The 20,505-nt window shown below is 68.3% G+C and carries 22 protein-coding genes; 11 read left to right on the plus strand and 11 right to left on the minus strand.

The genetic code is table 11. The annotated features are described in order from the left end of the window. Nucleotides 1–72: 72 nt before the first annotated feature. The 4 genes from SJY26_RS00180 to SJY26_RS00195 all read right to left on the minus strand — a co-directional run bounded on the left by SJY26_RS00180 (nucleotide 73) and on the right by SJY26_RS00195 (nucleotide 5,506). Complete coding sequence (locus SJY26_RS00180; protein WP_396594165.1) at nucleotides 73–918, minus strand: fasciclin domain-containing protein; 846 nt, start codon at nucleotides 916–918, stop codon at nucleotides 73–75. A 200-nt stretch (nucleotides 919–1,118) separates the two neighbouring features. Beyond that, on the minus strand, nucleotides 1,119–2,006 hold the full coding sequence (locus SJY26_RS00185) for a 4-(cytidine 5'-diphospho)-2-C-methyl-D-erythritol kinase (RefSeq protein WP_396595676.1): 888 nt from the start codon (nucleotides 2,004–2,006) through the stop codon (nucleotides 1,119–1,121). Continuing rightward, the gene (locus SJY26_RS00190; RefSeq protein WP_396594166.1) at nucleotides 2,003–3,799 is read right to left on the minus strand and encodes a tetratricopeptide repeat protein; all 1,797 of its coding nucleotides are present in this window, start codon (nucleotides 3,797–3,799) and stop codon (nucleotides 2,003–2,005) included. The genes SJY26_RS00185 and SJY26_RS00190 overlap by 4 nt, the downstream gene beginning before the upstream one ends. Before the next feature lie 54 nt (nucleotides 3,800–3,853). Then, on the minus strand, nucleotides 3,854–5,506 hold the full coding sequence (locus SJY26_RS00195; RefSeq protein ID WP_396595677.1) for an electron transfer flavoprotein-ubiquinone oxidoreductase: 1,653 nt from the start codon (nucleotides 5,504–5,506) through the stop codon (nucleotides 3,854–3,856). A 204-nt stretch (nucleotides 5,507–5,710) separates the two neighbouring features. Here SJY26_RS00195 and SJY26_RS00200 point away from each other — a divergent pair, with 204 nt between their 5' ends. Next, on the plus strand, nucleotides 5,711–6,499 hold the full coding sequence (locus SJY26_RS00200) for a uracil-DNA glycosylase family protein (RefSeq protein WP_396594167.1): 789 nt from the start codon (nucleotides 5,711–5,713) through the stop codon (nucleotides 6,497–6,499). Between the two features lie 141 nt (nucleotides 6,500–6,640). Beyond that, complete coding sequence (locus SJY26_RS00205) at nucleotides 6,641–8,368, plus strand: transglycosylase SLT domain-containing protein (protein ID WP_396594168.1); 1,728 nt, start codon at nucleotides 6,641–6,643, stop codon at nucleotides 8,366–8,368. 4 nt (nucleotides 8,369–8,372) lie between these two features. Here the strand turns inward: SJY26_RS00205 and SJY26_RS00210 are convergent, their stop codons facing one another. Both SJY26_RS00210 and SJY26_RS00215 read right to left on the minus strand, forming a co-directional pair. Further along, nucleotides 8,373–8,510, minus strand: coding sequence for a hypothetical protein (locus tag SJY26_RS00210; protein WP_396594169.1), 138 nt, complete (start codon nucleotides 8,508–8,510; stop codon nucleotides 8,373–8,375). Between the two features lie 88 nt (nucleotides 8,511–8,598). Further along, nucleotides 8,599–9,270 carry a glutathione S-transferase gene (locus SJY26_RS00215; protein ID WP_396594170.1) on the minus strand — a complete coding sequence of 224 codons (672 nt, stop codon included), beginning with the start codon at nucleotides 9,268–9,270 and terminating at the stop codon, nucleotides 8,599–8,601. A 69-nt stretch (nucleotides 9,271–9,339) separates the two neighbouring features. Between SJY26_RS00215 and purB the strand changes: the two genes are divergently transcribed. Together purB and SJY26_RS00225 are read left to right on the plus strand one after the other, a co-directional pair. After that, entirely contained in the window at nucleotides 9,340–10,641 is a 1,302-nt protein-coding gene (purB, locus tag SJY26_RS00220; RefSeq protein ID WP_396594171.1) for an adenylosuccinate lyase, read from the plus strand. 118 nt (nucleotides 10,642–10,759) lie between these two features. Further along, the gene (locus SJY26_RS00225; protein ID WP_396594172.1) at nucleotides 10,760–11,377 is read left to right on the plus strand and encodes a fasciclin domain-containing protein; all 618 of its coding nucleotides are present in this window, start codon (nucleotides 10,760–10,762) and stop codon (nucleotides 11,375–11,377) included. Between the two features lie 162 nt (nucleotides 11,378–11,539). Here SJY26_RS00225 and SJY26_RS00230 read toward each other — a convergent pair whose 3' ends face one another. Continuing rightward, nucleotides 11,540–11,863 (minus strand): DUF1476 domain-containing protein, encoded by a 324-nt coding sequence (locus tag SJY26_RS00230; RefSeq protein WP_396594173.1) that lies wholly within the window; start codon nucleotides 11,861–11,863, stop codon nucleotides 11,540–11,542. Nucleotides 11,864–12,153: 290 nt separating this feature from the next. Here SJY26_RS00230 and purC point away from each other — a divergent pair, with 290 nt between their 5' ends. Genes purC through purQ form a run of 4 tightly spaced genes read left to right on the plus strand, consistent with a single transcriptional unit; the run spans nucleotide 12,154 to nucleotide 14,367 of the window. Further along, the gene (gene purC, locus SJY26_RS00235) at nucleotides 12,154–12,912 is read left to right on the plus strand and encodes a phosphoribosylaminoimidazolesuccinocarboxamide synthase (protein ID WP_396594174.1); all 759 of its coding nucleotides are present in this window, start codon (nucleotides 12,154–12,156) and stop codon (nucleotides 12,910–12,912) included. Beyond that, the gene (gene purS, locus SJY26_RS00240) at nucleotides 12,912–13,148 is read left to right on the plus strand and encodes a phosphoribosylformylglycinamidine synthase subunit PurS (RefSeq protein WP_396594175.1); all 237 of its coding nucleotides are present in this window, start codon (nucleotides 12,912–12,914) and stop codon (nucleotides 13,146–13,148) included. The genes purC and purS overlap by 1 nt, the downstream gene beginning before the upstream one ends. A gap of 55 nt (nucleotides 13,149–13,203) precedes the next feature. Then, on the plus strand, nucleotides 13,204–13,671 hold the full coding sequence (locus SJY26_RS00245; RefSeq protein ID WP_396594176.1) for a YbhB/YbcL family Raf kinase inhibitor-like protein: 468 nt from the start codon (nucleotides 13,204–13,206) through the stop codon (nucleotides 13,669–13,671). Between the two features lie 33 nt (nucleotides 13,672–13,704). Then, nucleotides 13,705–14,367 carry a phosphoribosylformylglycinamidine synthase subunit PurQ gene (purQ, locus tag SJY26_RS00250; RefSeq protein WP_396594177.1) on the plus strand — a complete coding sequence of 221 codons (663 nt, stop codon included), beginning with the start codon at nucleotides 13,705–13,707 and terminating at the stop codon, nucleotides 14,365–14,367. Here the strand turns inward: purQ and SJY26_RS00255 are convergent. Further along, complete coding sequence (locus SJY26_RS00255; RefSeq protein WP_396594178.1) at nucleotides 14,364–14,597, minus strand: hypothetical protein; 234 nt, start codon at nucleotides 14,595–14,597, stop codon at nucleotides 14,364–14,366. The two genes, purQ and SJY26_RS00255, sit on opposite strands and share 4 nt — an antisense overlap. 133 nt (nucleotides 14,598–14,730) lie before the next feature. Here SJY26_RS00255 and SJY26_RS00260 point away from each other — a divergent pair, with 133 nt between their 5' ends. Next, a complete protein-coding gene (locus SJY26_RS00260; RefSeq protein ID WP_396594179.1) occupies nucleotides 14,731–15,543 on the plus strand; it encodes a hypothetical protein in 813 nt (270 codons plus the stop codon). On the opposite strand, the gene SJY26_RS00265 is transcribed toward SJY26_RS00260, so the two are convergent. Further along, nucleotides 15,540–15,719 carry a hypothetical protein gene (locus tag SJY26_RS00265; RefSeq protein ID WP_396594180.1) on the minus strand — a complete coding sequence of 60 codons (180 nt, stop codon included), beginning with the start codon at nucleotides 15,717–15,719 and terminating at the stop codon, nucleotides 15,540–15,542. The genes SJY26_RS00260 and SJY26_RS00265 overlap by 4 nt on opposite strands. Before the next feature lie 106 nt (nucleotides 15,720–15,825). Between SJY26_RS00265 and purL the strand changes: the two genes are divergently transcribed. Both purL and SJY26_RS00275 read left to right on the plus strand, forming a co-directional pair. Next, nucleotides 15,826–18,024, plus strand: a complete 2,199-nt coding sequence (gene purL, locus SJY26_RS00270) for a phosphoribosylformylglycinamidine synthase subunit PurL (RefSeq protein WP_396594181.1) — start codon at nucleotides 15,826–15,828, stop codon at nucleotides 18,022–18,024. A 66-nt stretch (nucleotides 18,025–18,090) separates the two neighbouring features. Next, on the plus strand, nucleotides 18,091–19,653 hold the full coding sequence (locus tag SJY26_RS00275) for an alkaline phosphatase D family protein (protein ID WP_396594182.1): 1,563 nt from the start codon (nucleotides 18,091–18,093) through the stop codon (nucleotides 19,651–19,653). Here the strand turns inward: SJY26_RS00275 and SJY26_RS00280 are convergent. Next, nucleotides 19,650–19,895, minus strand: a complete 246-nt coding sequence (locus SJY26_RS00280) for a helix-turn-helix domain-containing protein (RefSeq protein WP_396594183.1) — start codon at nucleotides 19,893–19,895, stop codon at nucleotides 19,650–19,652. The genes SJY26_RS00275 and SJY26_RS00280 overlap by 4 nt on opposite strands. Beyond that, a complete protein-coding gene (locus tag SJY26_RS00285) occupies nucleotides 19,895–20,500 on the minus strand; it encodes a DUF2975 domain-containing protein (RefSeq protein WP_396594184.1) in 606 nt (201 codons plus the stop codon). Before SJY26_RS00285 ends, SJY26_RS00280 begins: the two co-directional genes overlap by 1 nt. Nucleotides 20,501–20,505 lie beyond the last annotated feature (5 nt).

The following is a 20,505-nucleotide window of genomic DNA, read 5'->3' on the forward strand; positions in this document are numbered from 1 at the left end:
AGGCGGCGGACCCTAGAGCCCGCCGCCTTTCAACTCAACCTGACCCCTTCTGAAGATCAGATCGATCCGCTGTTAACGGGGCACGGTCGGGGTGGTTTCGTCGTCGCCGCCGTCGACCTGGCCATCCGAGGGGTTGTGCGCGGGCGAGACGGCGGGGCCGGTGCCCTCGACCGGCGGGCTGGCGGTCTGGCCCATGCCGTCCGGCATGGAGGTGCCCGGGGTCGTGGTTCCGGGGTTCGTCATGCCCGGGGTGGTCATGCCGGGGGTCGTGGTGCCGGGGCTGGTCATTGTGGCACCGGGACTGGCCGTTCCCGTGGCGTCCTGTCCCGCGCGGGCGCCGGCAGCCAGCGACTGGCCTGGGTTCAGGACCCGGTCGATGATGAAGACCGCGCCGTTGGAGGCGTCGAGGTCGGCGGTGGTCACGGTGGCGTTGTCGATCTTGATGGCGTCGCCGGTGCCGTCGAGCTGGACCTGGACGGCGGCGGCTGTCTCGACGCCGCCGAGGGCTCCCTCGATCTGGCTGGAATTCACGTCCGCGACCACCACGTGATAGAGCAGCAACTGGCGCAGCTCATTGACGTTGGTGGGATCCATCAGGCGGTTTCGCTCCGCTTCCGGCAGGGCGGCGAAGGCCGCGTCGGTCGGGGCGAAGATCGAGATGGCCGGCTGGCTGGTCAGGGTTTGCGTCAACTGGGCGGCGTCGAGCGCCGACAGCAGGGTCGAGAACTGACCGTTGGAGCGAAGAACGTCCACCACGGTGTTCCCGGTGGCCGGGGTCTGGGCCGACGGCGCGGCCGAAGGAGTCGGGGTGGCTGACGGCGTCTGCGCCGGCGCAACGGGCGGGGTCTGGGCGAAGGCGCTGCCGGCGACCAGCAGGGAGACAGCGGCGGCGGCGCTCAAAAGACGAGTGCGAAGCATGACAGTATCCTTTTCAATGCTGCACGAGCCCTGGCCTTGGGAAGAGGCTCACGGTTCGTTACTCAGTGTTACCGGGGTAAGGAAACCGCCATTCCGGCACCGGTTCCGCCGGGATCATTTATTTGTGAGGCGAGATTGATCGGCGCGGTTATTCGACGGCCATAGAAGGGCGCTGCCCCGATTGGCGACGTTACTTCGCCTTATTGTGAGGTTTCCGCCGTCTTGTCGCCAAGAACCGTCGCGCGGACCCACCAATCGCCATGATTGCGGCCAAGCTCGTCGGCCGCGGTCGCGGCCGCCCCGGCGTCTCCGAACAGACCAAAGACCGTCGCGCCGGAGCCGGACATCCGGGTCAGCCGGGCCCCCGAGACCCGCATGGCGACGAGGGCTTCGCCGATGGCGGGCTCGATGGCGACGGCCGGTGCCTCAAGATCGTTGCGCTGCCCGGCCAGCCAGTCGATCACCGTGGCAGTGCTCCAATCGGCCGGAGGCGCGGGACGGTCGTCCGGCTGCGGCGGGCCGGCGTCATAGGCGCGGTAGACCGCCCCCGTCGGTGAGGGCCGCCCCGGATTGGCGAGGACGGCGTGCAGGGGCGGGAGCGCGGGCGCGGGCGTCAGGACCTCGCCAATGCCCTCGGCCCAGGCGGAGCGGGCGATCAGGCACATGGGGCCGTCGGCCCCCACGATCCGGGCGATATCGGCCAATTCGCTCTCCGGCAGTTCGAGCCCGAGCGCCCGGTTGGCCAGCTTCAGCGCCGCGCCCGCATCGGAGGAGCCGCCGCCCAGCCCCGCCGCGATGGGCAGGGCCTTGTCGAGGGTGACGGCCAGTGGCGGCGCGCCGATTCCGGCCATCCGACCCAGCTCGCGCAGGGCCCGGAGCACGAGGTTGTCGTCATCGGCGTGGAGGGCGGGCGCGAAGGGTCCGGTGATCGCCAGCGACAGCCGGTCGGCCGGGGCCACCGCGATCCGGTCGCCGACATCGGCGAAGGCCACGAGGCTGGACAGGGGGTGATAGCCGTCCGGCCGGACCGCGCCGACGTGGAGGAACAGATTGATCTTGGCCGGAGCCAGGGCCTCCAGCGGACTCAGAGGTCGAGCCCCTGTTCGAGCTTGCGCTCCACCTCGGCCCGCCGTTCGGCGTCGGGGTCCAGGGTCAGGACCCGGTTCCACTGGAAGCCGGCCTCGCGGCGACGGCCGACCTTCCAGTAGGCATCGCCGAGGTGGTCGTTGATCTCGGCATTGGCCGGCTCCTTGGCCACCGCCTGCTCCAGGGTGTCGACGGCGACCTCGTACTGGCCCTGCCGGTACTGGGCCCAGCCGAGACTGTCCTGGATATTGCCATCGTCGGGGTCCGCCGCATGGGCCCGGGCGATCATGGCGGCCCCTTCGTCGACCCGGGTGCCGCTGTCGACCCAGAGATAGCCGAGATAGTTCAGATAGGCGGGCTCATCCGGCTGGAGCTGGAGCGCGGCCCACAGCTCGGCCTCGGCCTCGGGGATCCGGCCGAGGCTTTCATAGGCGGCCCCCCGCATGAAGCGGGTGTCGCCGCCCTGGTCGGCGGTGTTGAGCAAGGGGCCGTTGAGCAGTTCCAGCGCCTCGTCGTAACGCTCCAGCTGCAGCAGCTGGCCGGCGGTCAGATAGGCGATGCGGGGATCCCGCGGGGTGACGGCGGCGGCGGCCCGGAAGGCCTCAAGGGCCTCCTCGGCCTGATCGTCGCGGGCGAAGCTGAGCCCCAGCTGGACCTGCGCAGCGGCATGGACGGCCGTCTCCGACCTCGGCACCTCGGACAGGACGGCCCGCGCGGCCGTGTTCATGCCCGCCTGGGACAGGGTCTGGCCCAGCACATAGAGGGTCTCGGGCTCGCGATCGAGATTGAGCGACAGCCGCAGATAGACGACGGCGAATTCGTGCGCGCCTTCCGAGGAGGCCTGGGCGGCGGCCGCGGTCAGGGCCTTGGCCGCGCCGGTCCGGTAATCCGGCAGGGCGGGCGGGCGACCGCGGGATGTCGCGCGGGCGAGGGCGCGGGTGAGCGGTCCATCCGAGGGTGCCCCGGCCAGCGCGCCTTCGTAAAAGGCCCGCGCCTCATCGCGCCGGCCCTGCCGTTCGAGGAACTCGCCATAGCTGATCCGGAACAGCGGCGCGGTCCGGGGATCGTCGACGAGGGCCTTCAGGGCCGTGTCTGCCTCCGGGATGCGACTGCGGTGTTCCAGCAGGAGCGCGCGGTGATAGCGGCCGAACAGCAGCATCAGCCGATCGCCCGTCGGATTGGGCTCGGCCAGGGCCGTGTCCCAGTCGCCGGCGGCGGCCGCGATCCACGGCGCGATGAGGGTCCCCGCACGGGCGTGGGGGGCACCCACGGGATTGGCCTTCAGACTGGCATTGGCCGAGCGGGCGTCACCGGCGACGAAGCTCTGGACCGCCGTGACCAGGGCACCCGCCTCGGTGACCACCGGGGAGGCGGTGGTGGAGGCCGGGGTGATCCGGGCCGCGACGTTCAGGTCCCCTGCCATCAACGCGGCGATAAAGGTCTGGTCCTGGATGGCCGGCTGTTCCGGGGTCAGGGCCTCGACCGCGGTCAGATAGTCCGAGCCGACGGCCGTCTGCCCCTGGCTGAGCGCCGAGCGGGCAGACAGGTACAGACCATAGGCGCTGCGTCCGTCCTCATCGCGCGGGACAGGAGCCCAGACGCGGGGAATGGCCTCGATGGTCGGGGCCGGGGTCTCCGCGCCCTCGCCCACTACGATGAGGGGCGCAAGCGGGAGGGGCTCGACGGCGTCGGGGGCCGGGACCAGGGGCGGCAAAACCTCATCCTGCGCCATGGCGGGGACGGCGATCAGGGCCGAGGCGGCGATCAGAAGCGAGCGAAGGGAGGGGTGACGCATGGGCCGGACATTCACCGGCTTATGCGGCCACGACAAGGCCCCTCCCCCCAACGGCTACATATTCGGATAGTTGGGACCGCCGCCGCCCTCGGGCGTGGTCCAGACGATGTTCTGCGACGGATCCTTGATGTCGCAGGTTTTGCAGTGGACGCAGTTCTGGGCGTTGATCTGGAAGCGCGGCTCCGACTTCGTCGCCTCGTCGGCATAGAGCACCTCGTACACACCGGCCGGGCAGTACAGGCGCGCGGGCTCGCCATATTTCGGCAGGTTGACCCGGATCGGGATCGAGGGGTCCAGCAGCTTCAGGTGCGCGGGCTGTTCCTCGGCATGGTTGGTGTTGGAGACGAACACCGACGACAGCTTGTCGAACGACAGCTTTCCGTCCGGCTTGGGATAGGCGATCGCCTTGTGCTTCGACGCCAGTTCGGTCGAGGCGGCGTCGGTCTTGCCGTGCTTCTGCGTCCCGAACAGCGACAGGCCGGTCAGGTGGTTGGTCCACAGGTCGAACAGGCCGGCGGCTCCGCCCAGGGTCGTGCCCAGCTTGGACAGCAGCGGCTTGGCGTTGCGGACCGCCTTCAGCTCCTTGAACACCCAGCTGGCCTCATAGGCCGTCTGATATTCGACCAGTTCGTCGCCGGCACGGCCCGCCATGACGGCCTCATAGGCGGCGTCGGCGGCCATCATGCCGGTCTTCATGGCGTTGTGGCTGCCCTTGATCCGCGGCACGTTCACGAACCCGGCCGAACAGCCGATCAGGGCCCCGCCCGGGAAGGCGAGCTTCGGCACCGACTGCCAGCCGCCCTCGGTGATGGCCCGCGCGCCATAGGAGATGCGGGTGCCGCCCTCCAGATGTTCGGCGATGGCGGGGTGGTGCTTGAAGCGCTGGAACTCGTCGAACGGCGACAGGAACGGGTTCTTGTAATTCAGGTGCACGACGTAGCCGATGGCCACGTAGTTGCCGCCGAAATGGTACATGAAGCTGCCGCCGCCGGTGTGCTCGTCCAGCGGCCAGCCGGTGGTGTGCTGGGCCAGGCCCGGCTGGTGCTTCTCCGGGCTGACCTGCCACAGCTCCTTCAGGCCGATGCCGTATTTCTGCGGCTCCTTGCCGTCCTGCAGTTTGTGGCGGGCGATGATGGTCTTGGCGAGCGACCCGCGCACGCCCTCGGCGATGAAGACGTATTTGCCGTGCAGTTCGATCCCGGGCTGGAAGTCGCCGGTCGGCTGGCCGTGTTTGTCGATACCGAAGACGCCGGCGACGACGCCCTTCACGCGGCCCGTGGGCTCGTCCCAGACGACATGGCTGGCGGCCATGCCGGGATAGACCTCGACGCCGAGGGCCTCCGCCTGTTCGCCCAGCCAGCGGGCCACATTGGCCAGCGACGCGATATAGCAACCGTTGTTGTGCATCATCGGCGGCAGCAGGGGCATGGGCAGGCTGACCTGACCCATGGGCCCCAGGACCATGAACCGGTCCTTGGTCACCGGGGTCTCGAGCGGCGCGCCGCGTTCCTTCCAGTCCGGGAAGAGTTCGGTCAGAGCGCGCGGGTCGATGACGGCCCCCGACAGGATGTGTCCGCCGACCTCGGCCGATTTCTCGAGCACGGCGACGCTGATGTCCTTGCCGTCCGCGGCGGCGCGCTGTTTCAGGCGGATGGCGGCGGACAGGCCGGCCGGACCGCCGCCGACGATGACGACGTCATATTCCATGACCTCGCGCTCGACCCCCTGCAGGGCCTCGAGCGGCGGCAGGTTGTCGAGGATGGCCTCCTGCGTCCGGGTTTCGGCACCGCCTTCGACAATATCCTCGGCCATGGGCTTCCTTCGCTCTTTGTTCCGCCCCCGCCTTATCGGAAGGTGACGCGACGGCGGTCAAGGCCTATCCCTGACACGGTCACCCCTAACGCCCAAACCATGCAAACCGACGCCCGCGACATCGCCGCCATCGAAAGCCTGCTCGCCTTCTGGAGCGATGCCGGGGTCGACGCCTGCTATGAGGACGCCCCGGTCGACCGCACGATCGTGGTGACCCCGGCGCTGAAGGCGGTCACCCGGGCGACCGCCTCGGTGATGCCGGTGGTCGACATGGGCGATGCGACGGCCGACGCGCGGCGGCTGGCCGCCGGGGCGGACACCATGGAGGCGCTGGCCGCAGCGGTGGCGGACTTCAAGGGCTGCGAACTGGTGGGGATGGGGGCCCGGGGCTGTGTCTTCGGCCGGGGCGATCCCAAGGCCCCGGTCCTGATCATCGGCGAGGCTCCGGGGGCCGAGGAGGACGCGGCCGGGGAACCCTTCGTCGGGCGGGCCGGGAAGTTGCTGGACCGGATGCTGGCGGCGGCGGGGCTTACGGATCAGGTCTTCATCACCAACACCGTCTTCTGGAGGCCGCCGGGCAACCGGACCCCCACGCCGCAGGAACAGGCCGTCTGCGCGCCTTTCGTGGGGCGGGCCTTTGCCCTGATCCGGCCCCGTGCGGTGCTGCTGCTAGGAGCCGCGGCGGCGAAATCGGTGCTGAAGACCGACGAAGGCATATTGAGGATGCGGGGCCAGTGGCGGGAGTGGCGGCTGGCGGAAGGGGACGTGTCGGCACCGGTCATCGCGACCCTGCATCCCGCCTTCCTGCTGCGGCAACCCCAGGCCAAGCGCGAAGCCTGGGCCGACATGCTGGCGCTGGCCGATCGGCTGGCGCGCGATTCGGGATGACGGTGTTATCTGGCGTCTGACGGCGATGTGATTGAAGTTAACAGGGGATTCCGGCATAGATCGTGTCTGACGACCGATCGCAGACCGCGCGTCGATCCCGAATTGAGACGGGTGACGCGCTGCACGAGGAGGCCGCCGCCTTTGTTCATTTCCCGTTTCCACGCCCTGCGGGCGTCGACCCTTGCCGTTGTCGCCGCCGCCGTCTGGGGCGGTTCCCTGCCTGCGCAGGCCGCGTCGGAGCCCTATTCGACTGTCGCCGGCGCGACGGTCGTGGACGACGATCCCGAGCTCCGGCTGCCGCCCTCCGCCCTGTCGCGGGCCGATCGGCTGAGCTACACGACCGCCTTCGACGCCCTGCGGCGCGGCGATCTGGAAGCGGCTCGGGAGTCCGCGCGCAGGGCCAACGACCACGTACTGCTGGGGACCGTCGAGTTCGAGCGGCTGTTCCATCCGGACCATACCGCCTCGTTCGAGGAGCTGTCGGCGTGGCTGACCGACTACGCCGACCTGCCCACAGCCCAGCGGGTTTACGCCCTCGCCATGCGGCGGCGACCGGACGGGGCCGACGAGCCGCGTCGGCCCAGCGGCGCCTTCTTCACCCGCACCTGGGATGCCGTGGCCGCGAGCGGCGGCAACAGCGAGGCCGATCCGGCCAAGGCGGCGCGCGTCGCCCTCAATCGGGACGATCTGCCCGAGGCCCTGAGACTGGGCGAGGCGATCGGGGACTGGTGGGTCGTGGGTCTGGCGGCGTGGCGCTCGGGCGATGCGTCGCGCGCCTTTTCGGCCTTCGAGCGGGTGGCCGTCGATCCGACCGAGGATGGCTGGACCCGGGCCGGGGCCGGGGTCTGGGCCGCGCGTGCCGCCGGACAGTCGGGCCGCCACGACCGGATCCAGGAATTCCTGCGCCTGTCCGCCCGCTGGCCCGCGACCTTCTATGGCCAGATCGCCCTGCGGCAACTGGGCGAGGAGCCGGTGATCCTCAACAGCGGGCCGCGCCCCTATGAGGCGGTGGTGCAGCGTGTGTCCACGGCCGTCGACGAACCGGTCGGGGTCAACCAGCGCGAGATGGATGCCTTCCTGCAGAGCGAGCCACGGGCGCGCCGGACGGTGGCCTTCTTCGAGGTTGGCCGGCGGCTGGACGCCCGGGACGAGCTGAGGAACGGCCTGCGCACGGCGACCGACCGCACCCGCCGCCTGTGGACCGGGCTGGCGCGCGTTCTGGGCCCGCGTCTGGGGGTTTCGGGGGCCGACGGCACCCGGATCGATGCCGCCGACTATCCCATGCCGGAGATCGCGCCCGAGGGCGGTTGGACGCTGGAACGCTCGCTGGTCTATGCGATCGCCCGCAAGGAAAGTGGCTTCAACGCCGAGGCGCGCTCGCCGGTCGGGGCCTACGGCCTGATGCAGGTGATGCCGACGACCGCGGCGGAGATGACGGGTGACCGCGGCTTCGTCACCGAGCCGACCCGGCTGTTCCAGCCCGCCACCAATGTCCGCCTCGGCCAGACCTATGTGAACCGGATGCTGGCCCGGCCCGAGTTCGGCGGGGACCTGCTGCGCGCCGTCGCCAGCTACAATGCCGGCCCCGGCCCGATGCTGGACGCCCTGCGCCGTCTGGGCCCCGACCCCGATCCCCTGCTGCTGATCGAGACGATCGACGTGCCCCAGGCCCGCGAATACGTAGAAAAGGTCGTGGCCGCCTACTGGATCTACCAGCGAATGACGGGCGGACCGGTGAACACGCTGGACGCGGTGGTGGCCGGTCAGACCCGGGTGCCGATCCATCTGGACTATGTGGCACCGCCGCCGGCACCGCTTCAGCCCGAGGCGGTCGAGGTGGCGAGCGTCAGCCCGGTCGGAGCGCGCTGAGCCTCTAGAACAGGCTGCCGACCAGCGAGGCGCACAGGCAGCACCCCACGAGGATGAAGCCGCCGTAGGTCATGAGCGTCGGCCGGCGCGGGGCGACGGGCGGCGTCAGGCTCCGGGAGGCGGTCGGCGGGACAGCGGACATGGCGGCGGGTTCCGGGGTTGAGAGCCAATCGATACCGCTGTTCCCTTAAAGCCCCGTTCGCGGGTCTCCTTAACGCGGCATCAGCCATTCAAGTCCGGTCGGCCACAGCCTGTTCCGACCACTCGAGGAAATCGGGTTGCTGCAGCAGCTCGGCCACATAGGCGGCCGCCACGCCGTCGACGTCGCCATGGGCGGCGAGGTCAATCTGGTAGTGGCGGAAGCGGGTGGCCACAGGCGTCAGGAAGGCGTCGGCAATCGACCAGTCGCCGAACAGGTACGGACCACCGGCCCCGAAACGGGCCTTCATCTCGCGGATGATCGCCACCAGCCGCCGCACATCGGCGGCGACCGATTCGCTGGCGGGCGGCGGCGCGCGATCCGGGCCGACCATGGTGTGGATGACACCGGCGGCGTCCGGCCCCATGGCGCACTCGTTGCGAAGCGCTCCGAAGCCGGCGTGGAATTCGCAGACCACGGACCGGGCCAGCCAGCGGGCGTGGGGATCGGCGGGCCAGAGCGGGACATGGGGAAAGCGCTCGGCGGCAAAGACGCAGATGGCCATGGAGTCCCAGATCGTGACCCCCTCGACCTTCAGCGCCGGCACCTTGCCGGTCGGGGAATGTTCGGCCAGCAGCCGGGCCGAGTTGGGTCCGTACAGCGGCAGCTCGCGCAGGGTGAACTCCGCCCCGCAGCGCTTCAGCACCAGCCAGGGCCGCAGGGACCAGGTGGAGAAGGCCATGTTGCCGACGATCAGTTCCATGGTCGCTCTCCTCGCTGTTGCGCGGACCTTCCTTGACAGATTCGGTCCGGAAAGCCTTTACCCGCGCCCATGATCAGTCGCTATTCCCGCCCCGAAGCCGTCGCCCTGTGGTCGAACGAGACCAAGTACCGGATCTGGTTCGAGATCGAGGCCCATGCCGCCACGAAGATGGCCGAGCTGGGCGTGATCCCGACCGACGCCGCCGAGGCGATCTGGGCGAAGGGCAAGGACGTCGTCTGGGACGCCGACCGGATCGACGAGATCGAGCGCACGACCAAACACGACGTCATCGCCTTCCTGACCCACGTCTCCGAGACGGTCGGCGAGGAGGCGCGCTTCCTGCACCAGGGCATGACGTCGTCGGACGTGCTGGACACCTGTTTCGCCGTTCAGCTGGCGCGGTCGGCGGATCTGCTCGTCGCCGGCGTCGACCGGGTGCTGGCGGCGCTGGAGGTGCGGGCGAAGGAACACAAGCTCACGCCCTGCGTCGGTCGGAGCCACGGCATCCATGCCGAGCCGGTGACCTTCGGCCTGAAGCTGGCCGGTTATCACGCCGAGTTCCAGCGGGCGCGGCGGCGGCTACTGACGGCGAAGGAAGAGATCGCCACCTGCGCCATCTCGGGGGCCGTGGGCACCTTCGCCAATGTCGACCCGGCGGTCGAGGAATACGTCGCGGAGAAGATGGGCCTTCAGGTCGAGCCGGTCTCGACCCAGGTGATCCCGCGCGACCGGCATGCGGCCTTCTTCGCGGCGCTGGGCGTGGTGGCTTCATCGGTCGAGCGTCTGGCAGTCGAGATCCGGCATCTGCAGCGCACCGAGGTGCTGGAGGTCGAGGAGTTCTTTGACAAGGGCCAGAAGGGTTCGTCGGCCATGCCCCACAAGCGCAACCCGATCCTGACCGAGAACCTGACCGGCCTCGCCCGTCTGGTGCGCTCGGCGGTGGTACCCGCCATGGAGAACGTCGCGCTGTGGCACGAGCGGGACATCAGCCATTCCTCGGTCGAGCGCGGCATCGGCCCGGACGCCACCATCCACCTGGACTTCGCCCTGAACCGGCTGGCCGGAGTGGTGGAGCGGCTGCTGGTCTATCCCGACAACATGGCGAAGAACCTCGACCGTCTGGGCGGGCTGGTTCACTCGCAGCGTGTCCTGCTGGCCCTGACCCAGCTGGGCCTGTCGCGCGAGGATTCCTATGCGGCGGTCCAGCGCAACGCCATGAAGGTCTGGCGAGGCGAGGGCAATTTCCTCGACTTCCTGAAGGCCGACCCCGAGGTGATCGTGCCGGACGCCGAGCTCGAGGCCCTGTTCGACCTCGGCTATCATACCAAGCACGTGGACACGGTGTTCGCTCGGGTGTTTGGCAGGGCCTGACCAGTCTGGCTGCGGTAACCTGTCGCGCCGGAAAACGTGATCGGGACGCATCCTTTGGCGCGCTCAGCCGTCTTTAGGTCCTGCGCCGCGCAAGGCGGCGATTCAGGAGCCAAACGCCATGAACGCCAGAATCCTTACCCTCACCGTCGCCTCTGCTGCCCTGCTGGGCCTTGCCGCCTGCAACAGCGGTACGGAGACTGAAGCCCCGGCCGCCGATATGGCCGCCACCGATGCCTCGGCCACCGCCGCGACCGATCCTATGGTCGGCGGTGCCTCGATGAGCCCGAACGACACCATCGTCACCAACGCCGCCAAGGCTTCGAACCTCACCACCCTCGTCAGCGCGGTCCAGGCGGCCGATCTGGCGGAGACCCTGTCGGGCACCGGCCCGTTCACCGTGTTCGCCCCTGACAATGCCGCTTTCGAAAAGATTCCGGCGGCAACGCGTGAATCCCTGATGGCCCCGGCCGGCAAGGCTGACCTGACCAAGATCCTGACCTATCACGTTGTTCCGGGCCGCCTGACGGCCGCTGATCTGGCCACCCAGGCCCAGGCCAACGGCGGCCGGGCGGAACTGACGACCGTCCAGGGCGCGACCTTGACGGTCACGCCGAACGCAGACGGCTCGGTCACCCTGACGGATGCCGCCGGCGGCACCTCGACCGTCACCCAGGCGGATGTGATGCAGTCCAACGGCGTGGTGCACATCATCGATACCGTTGTGATGCCGGGCTGATTTTTTCGGTGAACCATTTGGGGCTGACTGCATTTTGATGATGCGCCAGTCGCAACAATGTCGGGTGAGGCCTTCCCCCCGGGGCCCCTGACAAGGAAAGGGACGCAGCGTTATCGCTGCGGCCCTTTTTCTTGTTCGTGATGGTCGGTTCGCGAAGCCGGTCTATTCGCCCGCGCGGACCTGATCACGGGCCATGGAGGCCAGTTCGTCCATCTTCGAGCGGATCTCGCCCTCGGAGACGGTCAGGCCGGAACCCTTGAAGTCGCCGGCAATCTTGCGGAACACGTCTTCCTCGCCCGGCTGCTCGAAGTCAGCCCGCACGACAGCCTTGGCATATTCTTCCGAGGAGTTGGCGCTGAGGCCCATCTTTTCCGCCGCCCACAGGCCGAGGAGCTTGTTGCGTCGGGCCATGGCCTTGAATTCTTGCTCCTGATCGAGCGCGAACTTGGACTCGAAGCCCTTTTCCCGATCGTTGAAGGTCGTCATGCGTCGTCAGTCGCTCCGTCGCGAGCCGGAAGCCTCAGGGCCCGCCGGGCAGGTCTATAGCCCCGGCCACTGCGAACGCAACGAATAACGGCACCCCGCGAACGAGGGTTCCCGATGGGAGTGGCCGGCAGGACGGCGGGCGTCGTTTGTGTCGCAGGGCGCATTCCGCTAAAGAGCGCCAGACCCATTTCCCGCTCAGCTCGAGACCGGATCACGCCGCCCAGACGAGACCTCTGGCCGCGCGATTTTCGTTTTCCGGCCGGGCCGCCATCCCCTCCGGGACCATGATGATGAATTCGAAGCGAAAGATGATCTACGAGGGCAAGGCCAAGATCCTTTACGAAGGACCTGAGCCCGGCACGCTGATCCAGTATTTCAAGGACGATGCGACCGCCTTCAACGCCCAGAAGCGCGCCACCCTGGAAGGCAAGGGCGTCATCAACAACCGTATCAGCGAGTTCGTGATGACCCGCCTGAACGGCATCGGCGTGACCAACCACTTCATCAAGCGCCTGAACCTGCGCGAGCAGCTGATCCGCGAAGTCGAGATCATCCCCCTGGAGGTGGTGTGCCGCAACATCGTCGCCGGTTCGCTGGCCACCCGGCTGGGTCAGGAGGAGGGCACGCCCCTGCCCCGCTCGATCATCGAATTCTACTACAAGAAGGACGAGCTCAACGATCCGATGGTGACGGAAGAGCACATCACCGCCTTCAACTGGGCCTCGACCCAGGAGATCGACGACATCCTGGCCATGACGCTTCGGGTCAACGACTATCTGTCGGGCATGTTCGGCGCGGTCGGCATCACCCTGGTGGACTTCAAGATCGAGTTCGGCCGGGTGTGGGAGAACGACTTCAGCCGGGTCATCCTGGCCGACGAGATCAGCCCCGATTCGTGCCGCCTGTGGGATTCCAACACCGGCGAGAAGATGGACAAGGACCGCTTCCGCCGCGATCTCGGCAATGTCATCGAGAGCTATACCGAGGTGGCCCGCCGCCTGGGCATCATGAAGGACATGCCGACCGTGATCCAGGGGGGACTGCACTGATGGCCAAAGTGAAGGTTCACGTCTTCCTGAAACCCGGCGTGCTGGACGTCCAGGGCAAGGCTGTCGAGGGGGCCCTGAAGGGTCTGGGCTGGGCCGGTGTGTCCGGAGCGCGCGTCGGCAAGCTGATCGAGTTCGACCTCGACGGGGTCGAGGACCCGGCGGCCGAAGCGAAAAAGATGTGCGAGACCCTGCTGGCGAATACGGTGATCGAGAGCTACCGGATCGAAGCGGTCTAGGCGCAACCGCCCGGGCGGACGGTCGTTTCAGACGCCGAGCGCAAAGGAGCGAACCATGGCCTTCACCCTGACCTCGAACGACGTCACCGACGGCGGTATTCTGCCGGACGCCCAGGTGCAGGCGCTGGGCAATACCTCGCCGCATCTGGCCTGGTCGAGTGCACCGGAAGGGACGAAGTCCTTCGCCATCACCGTCTATGATCCCGACGCGCCGACGGGGTCGGGCTTCTGGCACTGGACCGTGGCCAATATCCCGGCCGATGTTCGCGAGATCGCCAGCGGCGGCCCCCTGCCTGTCGGATCGGTCGAAGGGCGCACCGACTTTGGCGCGCCGGGTTTCGGCGGGGCCGCCCCGCCCCCGGGGCACGGACCCCACCGCTACATCTTCACGGTCTTCGCCGTGGACGTAGAGGCGCTGGAGGTCACCCCGCAGGATTCTGGCGCGGTGTTCGGCTTCAACCTGTTCTTCCACACCCTCGCGAAGGCCTCGATCACCGCGACCTGGGAAAACAAGGGCGACTGACATCGGGCCGGAAGCCTGCTAAACGCCCGCGCCATGAGCGCAGCCGTCATCGTCTTCCCCGGGTCCAACTGTGACCGCGACTGCAAGGTCGCCATCGAGCGGTCCACCAACGAGCGGGTCGAAATGGTCTGGCATCAGGAGACCGATCTCCCGAAGGGGCTGGATCTGATCGTCCTGCCCGGCGGCTTTTCCTATGGCGACTATCTGCGGTGCGGGGCCATGGCGGCCCAGTCGCCGATCATGGGCGCGGTGAAGAAGGCGGCGGACGATGGGGTGGCGGTCGTGGGCATCTGCAACGGCTTCCAGATCCTGTGCGAGGCCGGGATGCTGCCGGGAGCCCTGCTGAAGAACGCCGGGCTTAAGTATGTCTGCAGGCCGATCTCTCTGGAAGTGACCAACGGCCAGACCCGGTTCACTGCCGGCTATCAGGGCCAGCGCGAGGTGGTGATGACCCAGGGCAATGGCGATGGAAACTATTTCGCCGACGCCGAAACCCTCGCCCGGATCGAGGGCGAGGGCCAGGTCGTGTTCCGCTATGTCGACAATCCCAACGGGTCGGTTGCGAACATCGCGGGACTGCAAAACGCACGCGGCAATGTGCTGGGGATGATGCCGCATCCGGACCGCGCCTTCGAGGCCGAGCTGGGCTCGGCGGACGGCGCGACGCTGTTCCGGTCGATCTACGCGGCGGCCTAGGCTTCGGGGTCTTCGCCGAGGACGGAGGTGTTGCGGGCCAGGGTGTCTGCGTCGTCTTCCGTCTCGACCTCGTCTTCATCCTCGTCGGGCGTGACCACGCCGCCGGCGTCACGTTGGGCAGCGAGCTCGCGCGCACCGACGCCGAGGCCCTGCTCCATGGCCAGATTGGCCTCGACGTCGCTGGTCTCGAAATGCGGCTGGTCGTCGTCATTCATCGGTTCGTCGGTCATCGAAAATCTCCCGGGGTGAGCCTGATCAATCCGGGGCACGCGCTGCGGTTCCAGCCGGGCGATTGCGGTGAACGAAACCACAGGACGCGCGTAAGGTAAGGCAACGCTGGTTTTCCACATCCACAAGGGCCCCATGTCCTCCACCGTCCCGGCCACTCCAGGCCAGATCCCCCGCCGCCTGCTGGTTCTGGCCGCCGCAGTTTTCGCGGTCGTCGCCGGCCAGCTTCAGCAGTTCGGCAACATCGGACAGAGCCCGGCCGAATTCGCCGCCGACAGTGACGCGACCCTGCGGGTGGTCGGGTGGGCCTTCGCCATCTGGGGGCCGATCTATCTGGGGCTGATCGCCTATGCCGTGCGTCAGGTCCTGCCGCGGACGGGCGAGAGCGAGATGATCCGCCGCTTCGGCTGGCCCTCGGTCCTCGCCCTGCTGGGTATCGGCAGCTGGATCATCGCGGCAGCCCGGGATGCCGAGGTGGCGACCATCGTGCTGATCTTCGGCTCGCTGGCGGTGCTGGTCATCCCGCTGTTGCGCCACGCCGCCGCGATCCGGACGCTGGGCAGCCAGGACCGGGACCGCTGGCTGGTGATCTGGCCGCTGGGGGCGCTGGCCGGATGGCTGACCATCGCCTCGCCGGTAAACCTGCTGACCGTGGCGACCGGGAATGGTGACCTGCCGGCCACCTTTCCGCCGACGGTCTGGGCGCTGCTGGCCATCGCCGGCGTGGTGGCCTTCACCCTCATCGTCACCTGGCGGACCAGCCTGCTGGTCTATCCCCTGCCGGTGTCGTGGGGCCTGCTGGGGGTGTTCGTCGCCGAGCGGGCGAGGGGAAACGAGACGTTGGCGTACGGCGCGCTGGGCGCGTCGCTGACCGTGCTGGTCCTCGCCCTTCTGATCACGCTGGGGCTGCGGCAGCGGCACCCCAGCGTGATCCACGGCGGGGGTTAGACGCCCTCGCCGTCGAGGCCTTCTTCCTCTTCGTCTTCCACCGGGTCGGCCATGATCGGGCTTTCGGTATTGCCGATCCGTTCGGCCAGGGCGGAGGCCCCTGCGTCGTCTGCGGCGATCTCGGGGGCGTCGTCATCCTCAGGGGTGGCAGCGGGATCGATGGGCTGGTCGGTCATGGGAGGCTCCTGCGGGGGTATGCCTGAACAGCGGTCTTGCTGGCGATGCGTTCCCACGACGCGACCGGGCTGACAGTCCCCCCGATCACGGCTAGAAGCGCACCCCATGAGCGCCCCGCAGAAGACCACCGCCGAGCTTGCCGTCGAATACGGCCTGGCCCCCAATGAGTATCAGGTCATCCTGAACCGGCTGGGGCGCGAGCCAAACCATCTGGAACTGGGCGTCTTCTCGGTCATGTGGTCCGAGCACTGCTCCTACAAGTCGTCCAAGATCCATCTGGGCAAGTTCCCGACCACCGGCCCCCGCGTCATCTGCGGTCCGGGCGAGAACGCGGGCGTTATCGACATCGATGACGGCGACGCCTGCATCTTCAAGATGGAGAGCCACAACCACCCCTCCTTCATCGAGCCCTATCAGGGCGCGGCGACGGGCGTGGGCGGCATCATGCGCGACGTTTTCACCATGGGGGCGCGACCAGTCGCGTTGCTGAACGCCCTGCGGTTCGGCGACATCGGGCACGAGAAGACGAAGCGGCTGGTCAAGGGCGTGGTCAGCGGCATCGGCGGCTATGGCAACTGCGTCGGCGTGCCGACCGTGGCCGGCGAGACAAACTTCCATCGCGGCTACAACGGCAACATCCTGGTCAACGCCATGTGCGTCGGCCTGGCGAAGTCGGACGCCATCTTCTACTCAGCCGCGCCGGGGCCGGGCATGTCGGTGGTCTATTTCGGATCCAAGACCGGCCGCGACGGCATCCATGGCGCGACCATGTCCTCGGCCGAGTTCGACGACGAATTGGACTTCAAGCGCCCGACGGTGCAGGTCGGCGATCCCTTCGCCGAGAAGCTGCTGATCGAGGCGACACTGGAGCTGATGGCTTCGGGTGCTGTGGCGGCAATCCAGGACATGGGGGCAGCGGGCCTGACGTCGTCCTCGGTCGAGATGGCGGGCAAGGGCGGGGTCGGGATCGAGCTGGACATGGACGCGGTGCCCCAGCGGGAAACCGGCATGTCCGCCTATGAGATGATGCTGTCCGAAAGCCAGGAGCGGATGCTGGCGGTGTTGAAGCCGGGCCGCGAGGCCGACGGCCACCGCATCTTCGCCAAATGGGGTCTGGACGCCGCCGTCATCGGCCGGACCACCGAGACCGGCCGGCTGGTGCTGAACCACCATGGCGAGGTCGTCTGCGACGTGCCGCTGGCCCCCCTGTTCGACGACGCGCCGCTGTATGATCGTCCGTGGGTTCAGCCGGACCTTCATCCGCGCCTGTCGCCGGGCGATGTCCCGGCCCCGGAGAGCTGGCCCGACGCCGTGCTGAAGGTGCTGACCTGCCCCGACATGGCGTCCAAGCGGTGGATCTGGGAGCAGTACGACCGGCACGTGATGGCCGACACCCTGCAGGACTCCGCCACCGGAGCCGACGCGGGAGTGGTGCGGGTGCACGGGACAGACAAGGGTCTGGCAGTCACATCAGACTGCACGCCCCGCTATGTCCAGAACGACCCCTATGAGGGCGGGAAACAGTGCGTGGCCGAGGCGTGGCGCAATCTGACGGCCGTAGGCAGCCGGCCGATCGCTATCACCGACAACCTGAATTTCGGCAATCCGCAGCGGCCCGAGATCATGGGCCAGATCGTGCGCGCCATCGACGGCATGGCCGAGGCCTGCCGCGTTCTGGACTTCCCGGTCGTGAGCGGCAACGTCAGCCTCTATAACGAGACCAACGGCGTCGCCATTCCGCCGACCCCGACCGTGGGGGCGGTCGGCCTGCTGCCCAACTATGACGTCGTGGCCGGCTTCTCGACCATGGCCGAGGGCGACACCCTGATCCTGATCGGCGACACGGTCGGCGAACTGGGCGCGTCGCTGTATCTGCGCGAGGTGCTGGGGCGCGAGGACGGGGCCCCGCCGCCCGTGGATCTGGCGCTGGAGCGCAAGACCGGCGACTTCATCCGCGGCGAGATCGAGAACGGCCGGCTGACCTGCGTCCATGACCTGTCCGACGGCGGCCTGATCGGGGCGGCAGCGGACATGGCGCTGGCCTCGGACACCGGGGTGGTGCTGGATGCCTCCAGCGCCGCCCACGCCCACGTCTTCCTGTTCGGTGAGGATCAGGCCCGTTACCTGGTCGCCGTCCCCAATCCGCAGGAGGTTCTGGCGGGGGCAAGGGAGGCCGGACTTCACGCCTCGGTGGTCGGGTCTGCGAAGGGTGATGCCTTCGCGTCCACGGATCTGTTCAGCATCCCGCTGAAGCATCTGCGCGAGATCCACGAGGGCTGGATGCCCGGCTGGATCGAGGGATAGCCAGGCCGTCGGTGATTTGTCACACCGCTGGGCTATCCCGCCCGGATCGTTCCCGGAGTTCTCGACATGTCCCTGTTCCTGTCCCGCCGCCTGCTGTTGTCCGGCCTCGGTGCCGGTACCCTGGCAACGGCCGCAGGCCGCCCGGCCCTCGCCCAGCCCGTGTTCGAGGACAATCCGTTCCAACTGGGCGTCGCCGCCGGTGATCCGCTGCCCGACGGCTTCGTGATCTGGACCCGGCTGGCCCCCCGGCCGCTGGAACCCGACCACGGCATGCCGTCCCAGCCGATGGCGGTGAACTGGGAGGTCGCGACCAATGCCGGGTTCGGCACCGTGGTCCGCAGTGGCGAGGCCATCGCCCGGCCCGAGCTGGGCCATGCGGTCCATGTCGAGGTCGGCGGGCTGGAGCCCGGCCGCCCCTATTTCTATCGCTTCACGGCCGGTCGGGAACGCTCGGGCGTCGGGCGGGCGAAGACCACGCCGATCGTGGGCAGCGCCCTCGACCGGACCCGGTTCGGCATCGTCGGCTGCCAGGCCTATGAGAGCGGCTATTACACCGCCCACCGCAAGATCGCGGCCGAGGATCTGGATTTCATCTTCTGCTACGGCGACTACATCTACGAGGGCCGCGGCAACCGCATCTATGGCACCACCAGCCCGCAGGAGAACCTGCGCGTCCACCTCGGCGGGGAGGTCTATACGGTCACCGACTACCGCCAGCGCTATGCCCAGTACACGATGGACTCCGACCTGCAGGCCTCGCGTCAGTCGGCGGCCTGGTTCACCGTCTGGGACGACCACGAGATCGACAACAACTGGGTCTCGGACCTCGATCAGGACGGCACCGATCCGGCCATCTTCGCCTTGCGAAAGGCGGCGGCCATGCAGGCCTTCTATGAGCATATGCCCCTGCGGCGCTCGTCCTTCCCGCGCGGGTCGGCCATGCAGCTGTACCGGCGGGCCCAGTACGGAAACCTGCTGGACCTGAACCTGCTGGACACCCGCCAGTACCGCACCGACCAGCCCTGCGAGGACCGCTTCAACGCGGGCTGCGACGGTCTGAACGACCGCGCCGCCCAGGTGCTGGGCGAGGCCCAGGAGGCGTGGCTGCTGAACAACCTGAACCGCTCCGAGGCGACCTGGAAGGCGCTGGCCCAGCAGATCATGGTCATGGATCTGGATCGCAATCCGGGCGAGGACTATGGCGTCAACACCGACAGCTGGGCCGGCTACCGGGTGCCGCGGGCCCGGCTTCTGCAGCACATCAAGGACCGGCGCATCGACAATGTCGTGGTCCTGACCGGCGACGAGCACCAGAACTATGCCGGTGAGTTGCACATCGACGGCCGCAATCCAGAGGCGGCCCCGATCGCCACCGAGTTCGTCGCCACCTCGATCAGCTCGGGCGGCGACGGACAGGATGTGCGGGCCGATCAGGAGGCGTTCCTGCGCGCCAACCCACAGCTGAAGTTCCGCAACAGCCAGCGCGGCTACGTCCTGTGCGATGTGACCCCGGAGCGCTGGCAGACCGAGTTCAAGGTTCTGGACCAGGTCCAGAACCGCAACGGCGTGCTGACGACACGGGCGAAGTTCGCGGTGGAAGCCGGAGATGCGCGGCTGGTCAGCGCCTAGGCGACCGACCGGGCGGACATCTTCCGGTCGACCCCTTCGTCGGGGACGTATTCGAGGATGTCCGCCGGGGCGCAGTCCAGATAGCGGCACAGGGCGTCCAGCGTCGCGAGACGCAGTCCCCTCACCTTGCCAGACTTCAGCAGGCTGAGGTTGGTCTCGGAGATGCCGATGGCCCGCGCCAGCACATTGGAGCGCACCTTGCGCCGGGCCATGACCACGTCGAGGCGGACGATGATGGGCATCAGACGAACCGCGCCGCGTCGTCAGCGACCTCGGCCCCCCAGCGCATGACCCTGGCGATGACGAACAGGACCAGACCCAACGTCAGGGCCTGGAGACTGTCGAGCCGGAGCCATCCCTCATCGTCGAAGCCGGCGGCCTCGACCACGAAATGGCCCAGCGTCGGTGCGAGCGCATAGGCGACCAGCGAGCCCGCGATCTGCCCGATGATGCGGGCATTCTCGATGCCCAGGATCACGCCCGCCCCGTAGAGCCGGAACAGTTTCCGGAGCTGCCACAGGACGGCCAGGGCGGGGCCGATCATCAGGCAGGCGGACGTCGCCAGCGCGATCTTCCGGATCGTCGGGATGACACCGACGGTGGTCCAGCCCGGCGGTGGCGGTGGCACTGTCGCCTCGATGTAAATCTGCATGCCGCCCGGACGGATCTGAAGCCGGTCGCCCGCATAGAACAGGACCGCAAACACGGCGACCGCGAGCAGGGCCGAACCCAAACCCAGCAGCCCTGTGAACAGCCATTCGAGCGGCCGGCTGAGGCGGCGGATGCGACCCAGCGCCTCGGGCTCGACCGTCGTCGACGGCGGGGGAAAATCCAGGATCAGGGCCAAGGCGC

The sequence above is a fragment of the Brevundimonas sp. R86498 genome, from assembly GCF_044598075.1.
GTDB lineage: Bacteria > Pseudomonadota > Alphaproteobacteria > Caulobacterales > Caulobacteraceae > Brevundimonas.